Below are 16,358 nucleotides of genomic sequence, written 5' to 3'. Positions count from 1 at the left end.
AGTGTGATGAGCGACACCGGTAAGGCCAACGACCTGCTGGCGCAGATCCCCAAGGCCAAGGGCCTGCCACCGGTCCACCTGTGGAACCCCGATTTCTGCGGTGACATCGACATGCGTATCGCCCGCGATGGCACCTGGTATTACCTGGGCACGCCCATCGGCCGCAAACCGATGGTGCGGCTGTTCTCGAACATCCTGCGCCGCGATGGTGACGATTACTTCCTGATTACCCCGGTGGAAAAGGTGGGCATCCAGGTAGACGATGCGCCGTTCGTGGCAGTGGCGCTGGAGGTGCAAGGGCAGGGCGAGCAGCAGGTGCTGCGCTTTACCAGCAATGTCGAGGATCAGGTCGAGGCCGGCCCGGCCAATCCGCTACGGGTAGTCACCGATCCGGTGACGCAAGAGCCGTCGCCGTACGTGCTGATGCGCAGCAACCTCGAGGCATTGATACACCGTAATGTGTTCTACCAGATGGTGGAGTTGGCGGTGCCGCGCGAGATCGACGGTGAGCAATGGCTGGGCGTTTGGAGCGGTGGCGAGTTCTACCCGATTGGGCGCAGCAGCTGATTGCATTGTGCGTGCGTCGCCGGCTTCGCAGCAAACGAAAAAGCCCCCGGCTGCTTTCACAGCCGGGGGCTTTTTCAATGTTTGGCTCCGCGACCTGGACTCGAACCAGGGACCCAATGATTAACAGTCATTTGCTCTACCGACTGAGCTATCGCGGAATCTGCGCACATCATACTGATCGCCAGGGGGAAGTCAAGCCACCCCCTGCCAAATCAAGCAGTTACAACACTTGCACGATCGCCTTGGTGACGACATGGATGTTGCTCTGGTTCAGCGCAGCCACAGCGATGCGGCCAGTGTCCAGCGCATAGATGCCAAAGTCGTTCTTCAACCGGGCGACCTGCTCTACGCTCAGGCCCGAGTAGGAGAACATGCCGACCTGGCGACCGACGAAGCTGAAATCGCGGTTGGCACCGTATTCGGCCAACAGCGCGACCATCTGCTTGCGCATGCCGTGGATGCGTTCGCGCATTTCGGCCAGTTCGGTTTCCCACATCTGGCGCAGCTCGGCGCTGTTCAGCACGGTAGCGACGATGGTTGCGCCGTGGGTGGGCGGGTTGGAATAGGTGGTGCGGATCACGCGCTTGACCTGCGACAGCACGCGGGTGCTTTCGTCTTTGGAGGCGGTAACCACCGACAGCGCACCCACGCGCTCGCCGTACAGCGAGAACGACTTGGAGAATGAGCTGGATACGAAGAACTCCAGGCCCGACTCGGCGAACAGGCGGACCGCGAAGGCGTCTTCGGCAATGCCGTCACCAAAGCCTTGGTAGGCCATGTCGAGGAACGGCACGTGGCCTTTGGCCTTGACCACTTCCAGCACGTTTTTCCAGTCGTCCAGGCTCAGGTCGACGCCCGTCGGGTTGTGACAGCAGGCGTGCAGCACCACGATCGAGCCGGAGGGCAGGGCGTTGAGGTCTTCGAGCATGCCGGCGCGGTTGACGTCGTTGCTCGGGGCGTCGTAGTAGCGGTAGGTCTGCACCGGGAAACCGGCCGACTCGAACAGGGCGCGGTGGTTTTCCCAGCTTGGGTCGCTGATGGCCACCACGGCGTTTGGCGAGATCCGCTTGAGGAAGTCGGCACCGATTTTCAGTGCGCCAGTACCACCGACGGCCTGCACGGTGACCACGCGGCCGGCGGCCAGCAGTGGCGATTCGGCACCGAACAGCAGCTTTTGCACGGCCTGGTCGTAGGTGGCGATACCATCGATCGGCAGGTAGCCGCGCGAGGCATGCTGGGCTGCACGCTGGGTCTCGGCTTCGATCACGGCGCGCAGCAGCGGAATGCGGCCTTCCTCATTGCAGTACACGCCAACACCCAGGTTGACCTTGTCGGTACGTGGGTCGGCATTGAATGCTTCGTTGAGGCCCAGGATAGGGTCGCGGGGTGCCAGCTCGACAGCGGAAAACAGGCTCATTGTTACTTCGGCTCTGATTGGAGAGTGATAGGGCGTACACGCTCCAGCCGAATGCACTGAAGCGGTGCACAAACGGGGAGTCAGTATAGTGATACCGACCGGTGACCGCGACACTCTGGCGCGGCTTTTCCGGGTATTTGCGCAAATATTTTTTGACCATCGGTCTGATTGCCCGGTCAACCGTAATACCTGGTTGTGGCTGTGCCTTGAAAGCCCCCCCTTGCGGGCGCATTTGGGTATAGACTACTGGCTAAATTTACAGTTGCTGCAGCACCGCGAGGTCCGTCATGTCCGAGTTCCAGCTCGTTACCCGTTTCCAGCCTGCCGGCGACCAGCCCGAGGCGATCCGCCAGATGGTCGAGGGCATCGAGGCCGGGCTGTCGCACCAGACGCTGCTGGGGGTGACCGGTTCGGGCAAGACGTTCAGCATTGCCAACGTGATCCAGCAGGTTCAGCGCCCGACCCTGGTGCTGGCGCCGAACAAGACCCTGGCCGCGCAGCTGTACGGTGAGTTCAAGGCGTTTTTCCCCAATAACGCGGTGGAGTACTTCGTCTCCTACTACGACTATTACCAGCCGGAAGCCTATGTACCGTCGTCGGACACCTTCATCGAGAAGGATGCATCGATCAACGACCATATCGAGCAGATGCGCCTCTCGGCGACCAAGGCGCTGCTGGAGCGCCGCGATGCGATCATCGTCACCACCGTGTCGTGCATCTACGGCCTGGGCAGCCCCGAGACCTACCTGAAAATGGTCCTGCACGTGGACCGCGGCGACAAGCTCGACCAGCGCGCGCTGCTGCGCCGCCTGGCCGACCTGCAGTACACCCGCAACGAGATGGACTTTGCCCGCGCCACCTTCCGTGTAAGGGGGGATGTGATCGACATTTTCCCCGCAGAATCGGACTTGGAGGCCATCCGCGTCGAGCTGTTCGACGACGAGGTGGAGAACATCGCGGCGTTCGACCCGCTGACCGGCGAGGTCTTCCGCAAGCTGCCGCGGTTCACCTTCTACCCCAAAAGCCACTACGTCACCCCGCGGGAAACCCTGCTGGACGCCGTGGAGGGCATCAAGGCGGAGCTCAAGGACCGCCTGGAGTACCTGCACAAGGCCAACAAGCTGGTCGAAGCCCAGCGCCTGGAGCAGCGCACCCGGTTCGACCTGGAGATGATCCTGGAGCTGGGCTACTGCAATGGCATCGAAAACTACTCGCGTTACTTGTCTGGCCGCCCGGCGGGTGCACCGCCGCCAACGCTGTACGACTACCTGCCGCCCGATGCGCTGCTGGTAATCGACGAATCCCATGTCAGCGTGCCGCAGGTGGGGGCCATGTACAAAGGCGACCGTTCGCGCAAGGAAACCCTGGTCGAGTATGGCTTCCGCCTGCCGTCGGCACTGGACAACCGGCCCATGCGCTTCGATGAATGGGAGAGTGTCAGCCCACAGACCATCTTCGTTTCCGCCACCCCGGGGCCTTATGAGGCCGAGCATGCCGGGCGGGTGGTGGAGCAGGTGGTGCGCCCCACCGGGCTGGTCGACCCGCAGGTCGAAATTCGCCCGGCACTGACCCAGGTCGACGACCTGCTGTCGGAGATCCGCAAGCGGGTGGCTGCCGGCGAACGGGTGCTGGCCACCACCTTGACCAAGCGCATGGCAGAAGACCTCAGCGACTACCTGGCCGATCACGATGTGCGGGTGCGCTACCTGCACTCGGACATCGACACGGTGGAGCGGGTGGAGATCATCCGTGACTTGCGCCTGGGTACCTTTGACGTGCTGGTGGGGATCAACCTGCTGCGTGAGGGCCTGGACATGCCCGAGGTGTCCCTGGTGGCGATCCTCGATGCCGACAAGGAAGGCTTCCTGCGCTCGGAGCGGTCGCTGATCCAGACCATTGGCCGTGCGGCGCGTAACCTCAATGGCCGGGCCATCCTGTACGCCGACAACATCACCGGCTCGATGCAGCGGGCGATCGATGAAACCGAGCGCCGCCGCGAGAAGCAGATCGCCTTCAACGAAGCCAACGGCATCGTGCCCAAGGGCGTGATCAAGGACATTACCGACATCATGGAGGGCGCCACCGTCCCAGGTGCGCGCAGCAAGAAGCGCAAGGGCATGGCCAAGGCCGCGGAGGAAAGCGCCCGTTACGAGGCCGAACTGCGCACGCCTGGGGAGATCACCAAGCGTATCAAGCAGTTGGAGGAGAAAATGATGCAGTTCGCCCGCGACCTGGAGTTCGAAGCCGCTGCGCAGTTGCGTGACGAGATCACCAAGCTGCGCGAGCGGTTGATCACCAGCTGAAGGCTGGCGCCGGCCCTGTGGGTGCATTGTAACAAGCTCAATGGGCCTCGCCCGCTTTCAAGCCCTGGGGCAATTTGCGGGTCAGCAGCACCGCCACCATGCTTACCGCCAAACCAATCCCGACGAAGTGGAAGGCGTCGTTGTAAGCCATGATCAGCGCCTGCTGGTGGGTGATCTCGCTCAGCTTGCCCAGCGCCGCGTTGTCACTCCCCAGGCGCTCCGTCAGTTGCGCCAGGCGCTCGGCCACTTGGGGGTTGGTGGGCACCACGGCCTCACGCAGGTAATCGAAATACACCTTGGTGCGTGCGTCCAGCAGTGTAGCCAGCAAGGCAATGCCAATGGCGCCGCCGAGGTTGCGCAGGATATTGAACAGGCTCGACGCAGACCCTGCGTCCTGCGGCTGAATATAGGCGGTGGCGATCAGCGAGATGGTGACCATGATCATCGGCTGGCCCAGTGCGCGAATGATCTGCACATGGTTGAACTGCGGCCCGGCAAAGTCAGGGTTCAGTACCCCCGAGCCGAAACTGGCAGCGCCGAACAGGCAGAAGCCCAGCGCACACAGCACCTTGGGCGATACCACCTTCATCAGCTGCGGCACCAGCGGAATCAGGAACAGCTGCGGAATACCCATCCACATGATCACTTCGCCAATCTGCAGGGCGTTGTAGCCCTGCACCTGGGTCAGGTACAGCGGCAGCAGGTAGATCGAGCCGTACAACCCGACCCCCATGCCCAGGCTGGCGATGCTCGACAGGCCGAAGTTACGGTTGCCGAGTATGCGCAGGTTGATCAGTGGGTGCGGCCTGGAAAACTGCAGGATGACGAAGGTGATGAGGCTGACCAGGGCGACGCTGCCCAGGGCCACGATCAAGTGCGATTCCAGCCAATCCTTGCGGTGGCCTTCTTCGAGAAATACCTGCAGGCAGCCCAGGCCCAGGCCGAGTGTGAGGATGCCGGCATAGTCGGTGCTTTTCAGCAGGTCCCAGTGCGCCTCCTTTTTCTCCAACCCGTACAGCAGGCCAGCGATCATCACCAGGCCCGGCGGGATGTTGATGTAGAAGATGTATTCCCAGCCCCAGTTCTCGGTCAGCCAGCCGCCCAGGGTGGGGCCGATCGACGGCGCGAACGTGGCGGTCATGGCGAACATGGCCATGCCCTTGGCACGGTGGTGCTCCGGCAGTTTGGTCAAGGTCAGGGTGAATGCCAGCGGGATCAGCGCGCCGCCGGTAAAGCCTTGCAGGGCGCGGAACAGGATCATGCTTTCCAGGTTCCAGGCCATCGAGCACAGCAACGAAGACAGCAGGAACCCGGCCGAAACCCACACCGCCAGGCGCCGCGCCGACAGCAGCTGCACCAGCCAGGCCGTCAGCGGGATCATGATGATTTCCGCGACCAGGTACGAGGTGGAAATCCACGAGCCTTCTTCCAGGGTGGCCGACAGCGCGCCCTGGATGTCCTTGAGCGAAGAGTTGGTGATCTGGATGTCCAGCACCGCCATGAAGGCGCCGAGCATCACGCTCATCACGGCGATCCAGTCGCGGCGGCTGGGCTCCGCCGTCGGGCGCAGCAGTTGTTCAGCGGCCATCGTGGCCTTCGTCTTCGTTGCGCAGGTCCACGGTGGCAGTGACCGACATGCCCGGGCGAATACGTCCGTGCAGAGGGTTGTCGGCGCGGAAGGTGAGTTTTACCGGGATGCGCTGGACCACCTTGGTGAAGTTGCCGGTGGCATTGTCCGGTGGCAGCAGGCTGAATTGCGCACCCGAGGCTGCGAACAGGCTGTCGACCCGGCCTTCGATCGGCGTATCGGGGTAGCTGTCGAACAGCAGTTCGGCGCGCTGGCCTGGCTGCATATGGCCGATCTGGGTTTCCTTGAAGTTGGCCTGCACCCAGATGTCTTCGTCAGGCACGATCGACAGCAAGTAAGCCCCGGCCTGCACCACCTGGCCATTACGGGCACTGCGCTGGCCGATGGTGCCGCTGATGGGCGCGCGGATCTCGCAGCGGGTGAGGTTCAACTCGGCCTGGGCCAGGTCGGCGCGGGCATTGGCGATCTGCGCATCGAGGCGCTTGAGCTCGGCATTCAGTGCGCTGACCTGCTGGCGCTGGCTTTGCAGGTCGGCACGGGCCTTGTCCACTTGCGACCCGGCAACATGGCTGTCGGCCGACAGGGTGGTGACCCGTTCTTCCGACACAAACCCTGGCTTGCGCAGTTTCTCGGCGCGGCTCAGGTCCAGCCGCGAGCGGTCGAACGTGGCCTGGTTGGCGGCCACCTGGGCCTGGCCGGCGGCAATCAGGCTGCTTTGCTGGGTAAGGCGGCTTTGCGCCTGGGCGTACTCGGCTTCGCGGGTGGCCAGTGCCGCACGGGCGCGCTCAAGGGCCAGCTCGAAATCGGCCGCCTCCAGGCGCACCAGCAGGTCGCCCTGGTTGACATGCTGGTTGTCTTCGACCGGCACGCTGTCGATGCGCGCGCCCAACTGGCTGGAGACACGGGTGATCTCGCCCTGTACGTAGGCGTTGTCGGTACTTTCGTAGAAGCGCCCCTTGAAATACCAATGGGCCAGGAAAGCCAGGGCAATGATGGCCACCAGGGTGAAGAATATCGCCAGGCGGCGTTTGAGTTGGGCAGGCATGGGGGATTGTCGTTGCAGAAATGTAAATAAATTTAACAGCGGCAGATGGCCACTCGGCAAGTGACGTTCGCGCCATTGCTGGAGCCCGGTGCCCGCCACCTGCTAACATCCCGCCTTTGTTTCATCTTTCGTTCGAGACTCTCCATGACCACCGTACGCACGCGTATCGCGCCATCGCCTACCGGCGACCCTCATGTTGGCACTGCCTACATCGCCCTGTTCAACTACTGCTTCGCCAAGCAGCACGGCGGTGAGTTCATCCTGCGCATCGAAGACACCGACCAGTTGCGCTCCACGCGCGAGTCGGAGCAGCAGATCTTCGATGCCCTGCGCTGGCTCGGCATCGAATGGAACGAAGGCCCGGACGTTGGTGGCCCGCACGGCCCGTACCGGCAGAGCGAGCGTGGCGAGATCTACGCCCGGTACGCCAAGCAACTGGTCGACGCCGGCCACGCTTTCTACTGCTTCTGCACCGCCGAAGAGCTGGAACAGATGCGCGCCGAACAGCAAGCCCGCGGCGAAACCCCGCGCTATGACGGCCGTGCCTTGCTGCTGAGCGACGAGGAAGTACAGCGCCGCCTGGCCGCTGGCGAGCCGCACGTCATCCGCATGAAGGTGCCCAGCGAAGGCGTGTGCGTGGTGCCGGACATGCTGCGTGGCGATGTCGAAATCCCGTGGGATCGCATGGACATGCAGGTGCTGATGAAGAACGACGGCCTGCCCACGTACTTCCTGGCCAACGTGGTGGACGACCACCTGATGGGCATTACCCACGTGCTGCGCGGCGAAGAATGGCTGCCATCGGCACCCAAGCTGATCAAACTGTACGAGTATTTCGGCTGGGAGCAGCCCAAGCTGTGCTACATGCCGCTGCTGCGTAACCCCGACAAGTCCAAGTTGTCCAAGCGCAAGAACCCGACGTCGGTCACCTTCTACGAGCGCATGGGCTTCATGCCCGAAGCCATGCTCAACTACCTGGGCCGCATGGGCTGGTCGATGCCGGACGAGCGCGAGAAGTTCTCGCTGGCCGAGATGGTCGAGCACTTCGACCTGTCGCGCATCTCGCTGGGCGGCCCGATCTTCGATATCGAGAAGCTGTCCTGGCTCAACGGCCAGTGGTTGCGCGAGCTGCCCGTCGAGGAGTTCGCGGCGCGCCTGCAGAAGTGGGCGTTCAACAGCGATTACATGATGAAGATCGCTCCGCATGTGCAGGGCCGGGTGGAAACCTTCAGCCAGGTCGCCCCGCTGGGCGGTTTCTTCTTCGAAGGCGCGTTGAAGCTGGACGCCAAGCTGTTCGAAAGCAAGAAGTTGTCGGCCGACCAGGTGCGCCAGGTCATCCAGCTGATCCTGTGGAAGCTCGAAAGCCTGCGCCAGTGGGAAAAAGAGCGTATCACCGGCTGTATCCAGGCTGTGGTCGAGGCGCTGGAGCTGAAGCTGCGCGATGCCATGCCGCTGATGTTCGCGGCCATCACCGGCCAGGCCAGCTCGGTGTCGGTGCTGGACGCCATGGAAATCCTTGGCCCGGACCTGACCCGCTACCGCCTGCGCCAGGCCCTGGACCTGCTGGGTGGTGTGTCGAAGAAGGAAAACAAAGAGTGGGAAAAGCTGCTGGCTTCCATCGCCTGATTCAGTATTACACCTAACCTGTGGGGAGCGGGCGCGCCCGCGAATGCGGTGTTTGATCTACGATCGCATTCGCGGGCACGCCCGCTCCCACAAGCCCAGCTGAAGCCCAAAAACCGGGGCAGGGCGGTAAGTGATTGTTATCTGTGAAAAAATTTTTGGTTATTTTTGAAAATTCGTTTGACAGCCCTGCAATCCGATCTTAATATGCGCCCCGTCCACAGCGATGAACGTAAACGAAGCGCCAGGCACCCAGCCAGCGGTTCGGTTCAAAGCGACATTGTGGGGCTATAGCTCAGCTGGGAGAGCGCCTGCATGGCATGCAGGAGGTCAGCGGTTCGATCCCGCTTAGCTCCACCAAATTCCGCTTAACAGCCCAGGCTGGTAAGCAAGACCGGGTCCAGCAACCGGGTCTTGAAGGTAAGAAGGTTCGTCCCCTTCGTCTAGTGGCCTAGGACACCGCCCTTTCACGGCGGTAACAGGGGTTCGAGTCCCCTAGGGGACGCCAGTTTTGCACAAGCGATGTTGTAGATGTCGCTGGGCCGCGAGGCTAAAAATCCGGGGCTATAGCTCAGCTGGGAGAGCGCCTGCATGGCATGCAGGAGGTCAGCGGTTCGATCCCGCTTAGCTCCACCAATTCTGCCAGGGTTCACGCGAGTGAATCTTCGCGAAGGTTACGTCCCCTTCGTCTAGTGGCCTAGGACACCGCCCTTTCACGGCGGTAACAGGGGTTCGAGTCCCCTAGGGGACGCCACTTTTCCTGCGTTTTGCAGGGCTTAAAAAGGCTCGTCGATTATTGATGAGCCTTTTGTTTCGGGGCTATAGCTCAGCTGGGAGAGCGCCTGCATGGCATGCAGGAGGTCAGCGGTTCGATCCCGCTTAGCTCCACCATTTATGCCAGGGTTCATGCAAATGAATCTTTGCGAAGGTTATGTCCCCTTCGTCTAGTGGCCTAGGACACCGCCCTTTCACGGCGGTAACAGGGGTTCGAGTCCCCTAGGGGACGCCAATTTTTTTACCCGCGTTTTGCGGGACTTTGAAGGCTCATTCGATTATTGAATGAGCCTTTTGTTTTTTCCCTTCCCCCGTTTTCCCTGTCATACCTGCTCTGGAATAGGGCCATGGCTTTTGCCTGGCTAACGCATTCTGCAGGCTGCGCAGGGTGCATTGACCCTGGAGCATGGCGATGTCGCTGGACATTGACCCGCTCGCCGCTGCTAAATCGGCTTTTGCGCCAAGGAAGCGAACATGAGTTGGGACCTGCCAACACCCTTCGTCATCGACCTGCGCGTCGGCAGCGAGGACATCGATGGCCTCGGCCACGCCAACAATGCCGTCTACGTCACCTGGCTGGAGCGCTGTGCCTGGCGTCACTCCCAGCGCCTGGGCCTGGACCTTGCCGCGTATCGCCGGTTGGACCGTGCAATGGCTGTGGTGCGCCACGAAATCGATTACCTGGCGGCCGCCTACGAAGACGACGAATTGCAACTGGCCACCTGGATCATCGACTGGGATCAGCGCCTGCGCATGACCCGGCGTTTCCAACTCCAACGCCCGCGTGACGGTGTGACCCTGCTGCGAGCGCAGACCACCTTCGCCTGCATCGAGCTTTCGAGCGGCAAGCCCAGGCGCATGCCGGCAGAATTTCTCGACGGTTATGGGCCGGCGCTGATCGGTGCCTGAAACGCCGGGTTTTTTTGTTAGACTGCCGCCTTTTTCCGCCGAGACCCCGACATGCAAATTGCTCTGGCCCCCATGGAGGGGCTGGTCGACAACATCCTGCGCGACGTGCTGACCCGTGTGGGCGGCATAGACTGGTGCGTCACCGAGTTCATTCGGGTGTGCGACCGCCTGTTGCCGCCGGCTTCGTTCCACAAGCTGGCGCCCGAGCTGCGCCAGGGGGCGCTGACGGCTGCCGGGGTGCCCATGCGCGTGCAACTGCTGGGGTCGGACCCGCTATGCCTGGCGGAAAACGCCGCACTGGCCTGTGAACTGGGCGCGCCGGTCATCGACCTGAACTTTGGCTGCCCGGCCAAGACAGTGAACAAGTCCCGCGGTGGCGCCGTGCTGCTCAAGGAGCCAGAGTTGCTCCATGCTATCGTGCATGCCGTGCGCCGCGCGGTGCCTGCGCATATCCCGGTAACCGCGAAGATGCGCCTGGGCTTCGATAGCCCGGCCGGCGCGCTGGATTGCGCCATGGCGCTGGCTGACGGCGGCTCGGCGCACCTCGTGGTGCATGCGCGGACCAAGGTCGAGGGCTACAAGCCGCCCGCCCATTGGGAGTGGGTGGCGCGGGTGCAGGACGTGGTCAAGGTGCCCGTGTTTGCCAATGGCGAGATCTGGACCGTGGACGACTGGCGGCGTTGCCGTGAAGTCAGTGGTGCCGAGGACATCATGCTTGGCCGTGGGCTGGTTTCGCGCCCTGACCTTGGCCTGCAGATAGCCGCGGCGCGGGATGGGCGTGATTACCAGCCGCTGGGCTGGCAGAACCTGCAGCCGCTGCTGCGCGAGTTCTGGCGCCAGGCCCAGGCCAAGCTGTCACCGCGTTATGCGCCTGGCCGACTGAAGCAGTGGCTGGCCATGCTGACCCGTAGCTACCCGGAGGCGGTGCTGCTGTTTGCCGAGTTGCGCCGCGAGGATGACTGTGCGCGGATCAGCCGGTTGCTGGGCTGTGAGGCGGTGGCCGAGGCCTGTGTTGCCTGAACGGCCGTCGGCCCGTTCCCCCCAGCAGATTTTTTCAATTTACCCCCTTGAAAGCCTTTGTCTCGGCCCTATCTCTTGAGTACGCGATGCCGAATTCGGGTCGCGCAATGACTTACTTGCTGATACTCAGGAGTTTATGACCATGACTACCGCTTTCTCTCTTGCTCCACTGTTCCGTCATTCCGTTGGCTTCGACCGCTTCAATGACCTGTTCGAATCCGCGGCCCGTAATGAGGCTGGTAGCAGCTACCCGCCCTACAACGTGGAAAAGCATGGCGATGACCAATACCGTATCGTGGTTGCCGCAGCCGGTTTCCAGGAGCAGGACCTCGACCTACAGGTCGAAAAGGGTGTCCTGACCGTTATCGGTGGCAAGCGTGACAATGGCGATGCTGAAGTGACCTACCTGCACCAGGGTATCGCGCAGCGCGCCTTCAAGCTGTCGTTCCGCTTGGCCGACCACATTGAAGTCAAGGCTGCCGGCCTGGCCAATGGTCTGCTCAGCATCGACCTGCTGCGCATCGTGCCTGAAGAAGCCAAGGCCAAGCGCATACCGATCAACGGCGACAAGCCAGCGCTGAATTGATGGGGTCGTTGTAAACAAGGGCATCTTTGGGTTAATGCCTGCGTTACTGGGGCTGCTTTGCAGCCCTTCGCGGGCACGCCCGCTCCCACAGGTGAATTCAAGATGTGGGAGCGGGCGTGCCCGCGAAGGGTCGCAAAGCGGCCCCAAATTACTTAACTGGCTGGCATTGACCTTCGGGTGCCATTTTTTGCCTGGCCCTGCGAAAGCGGCCACACCGGGGTTCCAGTCAGTAATCCGCCGGTGCTTCCAGCAACATCTGCCGGAACTCCGCCAACGGCAACGGCCGGCTATGCAGGTAGCCCTGGTACAGGTAGCACCCCAGCTGCTCCAGAAACTCCAGCTGCTCTGTGAGCTCGACCCCTTCGGCAATCACCGCCAGTTCCAGGCTGCGGGCCATGGCGACGATGGCACGGACGATCTCGGCATCGTTCGGGTCGACCGTCGCATCGCGCACGAAGCTCTGGTCGATCTTCAGTGCATCGACCGGTAAGCGCTTCAGGTACGTCAGCGACGAGTAGCCCGTGCCGAAGTCATCCATGGCGAAACTCACCCCATAGCGCTTGAGCTCGCGCATCTTGCTGATGGTGTCTTCCAGGTTCTGGATGACGATGCCCTCGGTGATTTCCAGCTTCAGCATCTTGCGGGGCAGACGGTAGTCGTCGAGGCTGCGCAATACCCGCCCCACGAAGTCGGCCTGGCGGAACTGCCGCGGGCTGATGTTCACGCACAGGCTGAAGTCGTCGGCGTCGATCAGGCCGTCCGTCAGCATGCGCGCGCAGGCGTCGCAGGCCTCGTCCAGGATCCAGCTCCCCACTTCCAGAATCAGCCCGCTTTCCTCCAGTACCTGGATGAACTGCGCGGGTGGCTGCTGGCCAAGTTGCGGGTGGTGCCAGCGCAGCAGCACCTCGGCACCGACGATGCGGTTGTCACGGGCATCCACCTGCGGTTGGAAGTGCAACGCCAGTTCGCCGCGGGCCAGGGCCAGGCGCAGGTCGTTCTCCATGCGCAGGCGTTCGCTGGCGGCCTTTTGCATGGTGGTGTGAAACAGCTGGGTAGTGTTGCGACCGGAATCCTTGGCCCTGTACAGGGCGATATCGGCGCGTTTGAGCAGGTCGGCCGGGGTGGCACCATGGTCGGGGATCAGCGCCACGCCGATGCTTGGCGTGACCTGCAGGCGCTGCCCATCCAGCGACATGGGCTCGGCCAGCAGCTCGCGCAGGGTGTCGGCCAGTTCGCGCACTTGTGCTTCCACCAATTCTCGGCTGCCTTCCAGACCACTGAGCAGCACCACGAACTCGTCGCCGCCCAGGCGCGCCACGGTGTCTTCCAGGCGCACGCTGGCTTCCAGGCGCGCGGTAATGATCTTCAGCACCGCGTCGCCCACCGGGTGGCCCAACGAGTCGTTGATGTGCTTGAAGTGGTCAAGGTCGAGGAACAGCAGCGCGCCGCGCAGGTTGTGGCGCTTGAGCAGGGCGATCTGCTGGCTGAGGCGGTCCATCAGCAGGGCGCGGTTGGGCAGGTTGGTCAGCGGGTCGTGGTAGGCCAGGTGCCGGATCTGCGCCTGGGCGTTCTTCAGCTGGCTGACGTCGCGGGCGGTCAGCAACAGGCAGTCCACTTCATTGAGGGTGATCCGCTCGACCGACACCTCCACGGTCAGGATATCGCCGCGCTTGTTGCGCCCGAGCATCTCGCGGTGATGAACCCGGCCGCGCTCGCGCAGTTCGGCGAGCAAGGCGCCGCGTTGCTTGTCATCGGCCCAGATGCCGATTTCGTACACCGTCTGGCCCACCACTTCCGCAGCGCTATAGCCGGTCAGGCGGCAGAAGCCATCGTTGACTTCCAGGTAACGGCCACTGTTGCATTCGGTGATGGTGATGGCGTCAGGGCTGGAGTGGAAGGCCTTGGCGAACTTTTCCTCGCTGGATTTCAGGGCCGCTTCGGCGCGTTGCTGTTGGGTGATGTCGCGCAGGGTGGTCACGCTGCAGGGCTGGTCGTCGACAGTAATCAGGCGGCTGGAGATCACGCACGTCAGGGGCGCCCCACTGCGGTGGTTGACGACCACGGCGACATTGCTCAGCGCCTGTTCGCGAATTACCCGTTCGATGCGTTGCGCACGCTCGATGGATTCGGCCCACAAGCCGATCTCCTCGGCAGTGCGGCCAAGCACTTGCTCGCTGCTCCAGCCGAAGTTCTGGGTGAAGGCCGGGTTGATCTCGATGAACTGGCCAGTGTCCTGGCGGGTAACGCAGATGGGGTCGGGGCTGACCTGGAACAGGCTGGCGAACTTCTCCTCGGAGGCGCTCAGGCGCTGCTCGCGTTCGACCTGGTCGGTAATGTCGAGCAACGTGCCGGCCATGCGCAGCGGGTTGCCCTGGTCGTCCCGGTAAAGCCGGGCGCGGCTCTCGATGTAGCGCGAAACGCCGTTTTCCAGCTGCACCCGGTAGGTGATCTGGTAGTTGCCGGCAGGGCCTTCGCGCAGGCTTCGGTAGGCCTGGCGCATCGAGTTGCGCTCTTGTTCCGGTACACCCTCGAAGAAGGCGTCGAACGACTCGTGGAAAGGAATCGGCGGCAGGCCGTGCAACTGCGCGGCGCGGGCCGAGCCATAGAGCATGCCGCTGGGAATGTGCCAGTCCCAGGTGCCCAGCTGCGCCGAGTCCAGGGCCAGGTCCAGGCGCTCCTGGCTGTCTTTCAGGGCCTGCTCGGCGCGCTTGCGCTCGCTGGTGTCGACGAAGGTGCTGATCAGGAACGTCACGCCTTCCAGTTCGATGCCCTGGGTGCAGAGAATGCCGTCGTGCACCTTGCCGCTGATGGCCCGGAACTGGACCTCCATGATCTGCGGGTCGCCGTTGGCGCGGGTCGACTCGATCACCTGCTGACGCTGCTCGGGGTTGACCCACAGGCCCAGCTCCAGGCTGGTCTTGCCGATGACCTGGCTGCCAGGCCAGCCGAACATGTCTTCGAAATGCTGGTTGACCTCGAAGATCATGCCGTCGTGGCGGCGGGAGAGCAAAATGGCGTTGGGGCTGAGGTGGAACAGCGTGGCGAAGCGCTTTTCCGAGTTGATCAATGCCGCTTCCCGCTCGCGCTGGCGGGTGATTTCACGCACCACCCCGATCATCTGTGGCCGGCCATGCTGGTCGTGGGTCAGGCTGCCGTTGATCTCCAGCCAGTGCAGGCTGCCGTCCGGCCAGCGGATGCGGTGGCGCATGGCGCGCTCCACCGGCTCGCCGTTGAAAATCGCCTGGAACACCTGGCGGGTACGGGCACGGTCCTCTTCGGGCAGCAGGTCGAGGTAATCGGCATCGGCGGGCAGCGGGCGCTGGGGGTCGAAGCCGAACAGCGCCTGGGTACCGCGTGACCAGCTGACACGGCCGCTTTCGATATCCCATAGCCAGGCACCCAGGCGTGCGCCGTTGAGCGCGGCCAGCAATTGTGGGGCGTTCTGCCAGGCCTGCTCGGATTCCTGCGGGTCGGCCGCAGGTATTCGCGGCAGGCGCAAAAAGCGGTTCACTGTTTTGGGCATCGGTACCAGACCTTTGGCGTAAGACGCGTCCTTGGAGTTGGAAATGCCGGGCTGACGGCCGGTCAGGCGGACCCCGCGTGGCTGTCGAGCAACGCCATGAACGCCCTGGCCGCGTTCGACAGCGTACGCTCCGTGTGCAAAATGTAGCCTAGCTGGCGCGACAGCTGTATGCCGGGCAAGGCGATGGGTGCAACCTGTTCATCGAGCATGGTGCGCGGCAGCACGCTCCAGGCCAGGCCGATCGATACCATCATCTTGATGGTTTCCAGGTAGTTGGTGCTCATGGCGATGTTCGGCGTCAGGCCCTGGCTTTCGAACAGGCGCTGGACGATATGGTGGGTAAACGTGTTGCCACCGGGGAACACCGCCGGGTGGCGGGCGACATCGGCCAGGCTCACTGCCTGGTTGTTGGCCAGCGGGTGCTCGGGCGCGGCGACGAAATCCAGGGCGTCGTCCCATACCGGTACCGCCTTGACCAGGTGGTGCGGTTCGGGCGCCAGGGTGATCACGGCAATTTCGGCGCGGCCATGAAGAATTTCGTCGTAGGCCTGTTCTGAATCCATGAACTGAATATCCAGTGCTACCGCTGGGTATTCGCGGGTGAACGCCCGTAAAAGCGGGGGCAGGCGGTGTAGACCGATATGGTGGCTGGTGGCCAGGGTCAGCCGACCACTCACTGCCCCGTTCAGGTTGGTCAGCGCCCGTCGGGTATCATCAAGGACGTTAAGGATCTGGTAAGCGCGGGGCAGCAGTGCCCGCCCGGCCTCGGTCAGCGTCACTTCGCGCCCCAAACGGTCGAACAGGCGTACGTCCAGCTGCTGCTCCAGGCCCGCGATGCGCTTGCTGATGGCGGGCTGGGTCAGGAACAGGCGTTCCGCTGCCCCGGAAAAGCTGCCGCTTTCCGCAATAGCGATAAAGGCACTAAGGTTGGCCAGGTCCATGGTTTGGTATTCCTTTTGGCTATCCAAAGCATAAAAATTATGAATTTGAGTTATTCAATCTA

The 16,358-nt window shown here is 62.7% G+C and carries 11 protein-coding genes and 7 tRNA genes; 12 read left to right on the top strand and 6 right to left on the bottom strand.

The genetic code is table 11. The features are described 5' to 3' along the window. Positions 1–6: 6 nt before the first annotated feature. On the top strand, positions 7–567 hold the full coding sequence (locus tag K4A76_RS16755) for a DUF1285 domain-containing protein (RefSeq protein WP_110679709.1): 561 nt from the start codon (positions 7–9) through the stop codon (positions 565–567). A gap of 82 nt (positions 568–649) precedes the next feature. Here K4A76_RS16755 and K4A76_RS16750 read toward each other — a convergent pair. Together K4A76_RS16750 and K4A76_RS16745 are read right to left on the bottom strand one after the other, a co-directional pair. Further along, a tRNA-Asn gene (locus tag K4A76_RS16750) sits at positions 650–725 on the bottom strand. 62 nt (positions 726–787) lie between these two features. Further along, positions 788–1,984 (bottom strand): amino acid aminotransferase, encoded by a 1,197-nt coding sequence (locus K4A76_RS16745; RefSeq protein WP_029887102.1) that lies wholly within the window; start codon positions 1,982–1,984, stop codon positions 788–790. A gap of 287 nt (positions 1,985–2,271) precedes the next feature. Between K4A76_RS16745 and uvrB the strand changes: the two genes are divergently transcribed. Beyond that, the gene (uvrB, locus tag K4A76_RS16740) at positions 2,272–4,287 is read left to right on the top strand and encodes an excinuclease ABC subunit UvrB (protein WP_009685051.1); all 2,016 of its coding nucleotides are present in this window, start codon (positions 2,272–2,274) and stop codon (positions 4,285–4,287) included. A gap of 37 nt (positions 4,288–4,324) precedes the next feature. Here uvrB and K4A76_RS16735 read toward each other — a convergent pair whose 3' ends face one another. Both K4A76_RS16735 and K4A76_RS16730 read right to left on the bottom strand, forming a co-directional pair. Then, positions 4,325–5,815 (bottom strand): MDR family MFS transporter, encoded by a 1,491-nt coding sequence (locus tag K4A76_RS16735; protein WP_172828417.1) that lies wholly within the window; start codon positions 5,813–5,815, stop codon positions 4,325–4,327. A gap of 49 nt (positions 5,816–5,864) precedes the next feature. Next, positions 5,865–6,920 carry an HlyD family secretion protein gene (locus K4A76_RS16730; protein WP_009685049.1) on the bottom strand — a complete coding sequence of 352 codons (1,056 nt, stop codon included), beginning with the start codon at positions 6,918–6,920 and terminating at the stop codon, positions 5,865–5,867. A gap of 144 nt (positions 6,921–7,064) precedes the next feature. Here K4A76_RS16730 and gltX point away from each other — a divergent pair, with 144 nt between their 5' ends. The 10 genes from gltX (at position 7,065) to K4A76_RS16680 (ending at position 11,832) form a co-directional block, all read left to right on the top strand. After that, positions 7,065–8,546, top strand: a complete 1,482-nt coding sequence (gltX, locus tag K4A76_RS16725) for a glutamate--tRNA ligase (RefSeq protein ID WP_274410739.1) — start codon at positions 7,065–7,067, stop codon at positions 8,544–8,546. 281 nt (positions 8,547–8,827) lie between these two features. Beyond that, positions 8,828–8,903, top strand: a tRNA-Ala gene (locus tag K4A76_RS16720). A 72-nt stretch (positions 8,904–8,975) separates the two neighbouring features. Continuing rightward, positions 8,976–9,051: transfer RNA gene (locus K4A76_RS16715), tRNA-Glu, on the top strand. A 52-nt stretch (positions 9,052–9,103) separates the two neighbouring features. Continuing rightward, positions 9,104–9,179, top strand: a tRNA-Ala gene (locus K4A76_RS16710). Positions 9,180–9,221: 42 nt separating this feature from the next. Then, positions 9,222–9,297, top strand: a tRNA-Glu gene (locus tag K4A76_RS16705). Positions 9,298–9,358: 61 nt separating this feature from the next. After that, positions 9,359–9,434, top strand: a tRNA-Ala gene (locus K4A76_RS16700). Between the two features lie 42 nt (positions 9,435–9,476). Next, a tRNA-Glu gene (locus K4A76_RS16695) sits at positions 9,477–9,552 on the top strand. A 239-nt stretch (positions 9,553–9,791) separates the two neighbouring features. Then, positions 9,792–10,226, top strand: a complete 435-nt coding sequence (locus K4A76_RS16690) for an acyl-CoA thioesterase (RefSeq protein WP_009685047.1) — start codon at positions 9,792–9,794, stop codon at positions 10,224–10,226. Between the two features lie 51 nt (positions 10,227–10,277). Continuing rightward, on the top strand, positions 10,278–11,246 hold the full coding sequence (locus K4A76_RS16685; RefSeq protein ID WP_274410738.1) for a tRNA dihydrouridine synthase: 969 nt from the start codon (positions 10,278–10,280) through the stop codon (positions 11,244–11,246). Between the two features lie 142 nt (positions 11,247–11,388). After that, positions 11,389–11,832, top strand: coding sequence for an Hsp20 family protein (locus K4A76_RS16680; protein ID WP_009685045.1), 444 nt, complete (start codon positions 11,389–11,391; stop codon positions 11,830–11,832). A gap of 226 nt (positions 11,833–12,058) precedes the next feature. On the opposite strand, the gene K4A76_RS16675 is transcribed toward K4A76_RS16680, so the two are convergent. Both K4A76_RS16675 and K4A76_RS16670 read right to left on the bottom strand, forming a co-directional pair. Continuing rightward, complete coding sequence (locus K4A76_RS16675) at positions 12,059–15,355, bottom strand: PAS domain S-box protein (protein ID WP_274410737.1); 3,297 nt, start codon at positions 15,353–15,355, stop codon at positions 12,059–12,061. 62 nt (positions 15,356–15,417) lie between these two features. Further along, positions 15,418–16,296 carry a LysR family transcriptional regulator gene (locus tag K4A76_RS16670; protein ID WP_125855449.1) on the bottom strand — a complete coding sequence of 293 codons (879 nt, stop codon included), beginning with the start codon at positions 16,294–16,296 and terminating at the stop codon, positions 15,418–15,420. Positions 16,297–16,358 lie beyond the last annotated feature (62 nt).

It is taken from the genome of Pseudomonas sp. NEEL19 (assembly GCF_028751975.1).
Lineage (GTDB): Bacteria > Pseudomonadota > Gammaproteobacteria > Pseudomonadales > Pseudomonadaceae > Aquipseudomonas > Aquipseudomonas juntendi.
Note: the sequence above shows the minus strand (reverse complement) of the source record. Positions and strands in the feature narration are given on the sequence as shown.

Bases quoted from the DNA above. Each gene is read 5' to 3' on its own strand.
- K4A76_RS16755 (WP_110679709.1), top strand. From the start codon at position 7: ATGAGCGACACCGGTAAGGCCAACGACCTGCTGGCGCAGATCCCCAAG.
- K4A76_RS16745 (WP_029887102.1), bottom strand. From the start codon at position 1,984: ATGAGCCTGTTTTCCGCTGTCGAGCTGGCACCCCGCGACCCTATCCTG.
- uvrB (WP_009685051.1), top strand. From the start codon at position 2,272: ATGTCCGAGTTCCAGCTCGTTACCCGTTTCCAGCCTGCCGGCGACCAG.
- K4A76_RS16730 (WP_009685049.1), bottom strand. From the start codon at position 6,920: ATGCCTGCCCAACTCAAACGCCGCCTGGCGATATTCTTCACCCTGGTG.
- gltX (WP_274410739.1), top strand. From the start codon at position 7,065: ATGACCACCGTACGCACGCGTATCGCGCCATCGCCTACCGGCGACCCT.
- K4A76_RS16690 (WP_009685047.1), top strand. From the start codon at position 9,792: ATGAGTTGGGACCTGCCAACACCCTTCGTCATCGACCTGCGCGTCGGC.
- K4A76_RS16685 (WP_274410738.1), top strand. From the start codon at position 10,278: ATGCAAATTGCTCTGGCCCCCATGGAGGGGCTGGTCGACAACATCCTG.
- K4A76_RS16680 (WP_009685045.1), top strand. From the start codon at position 11,389: ATGACTACCGCTTTCTCTCTTGCTCCACTGTTCCGTCATTCCGTTGGC.
- K4A76_RS16675 (WP_274410737.1), bottom strand. From the start codon at position 15,355: ATGCCCAAAACAGTGAACCGCTTTTTGCGCCTGCCGCGAATACCTGCG.
- K4A76_RS16670 (WP_125855449.1), bottom strand. From the start codon at position 16,296: ATGGACCTGGCCAACCTTAGTGCCTTTATCGCTATTGCGGAAAGCGGC.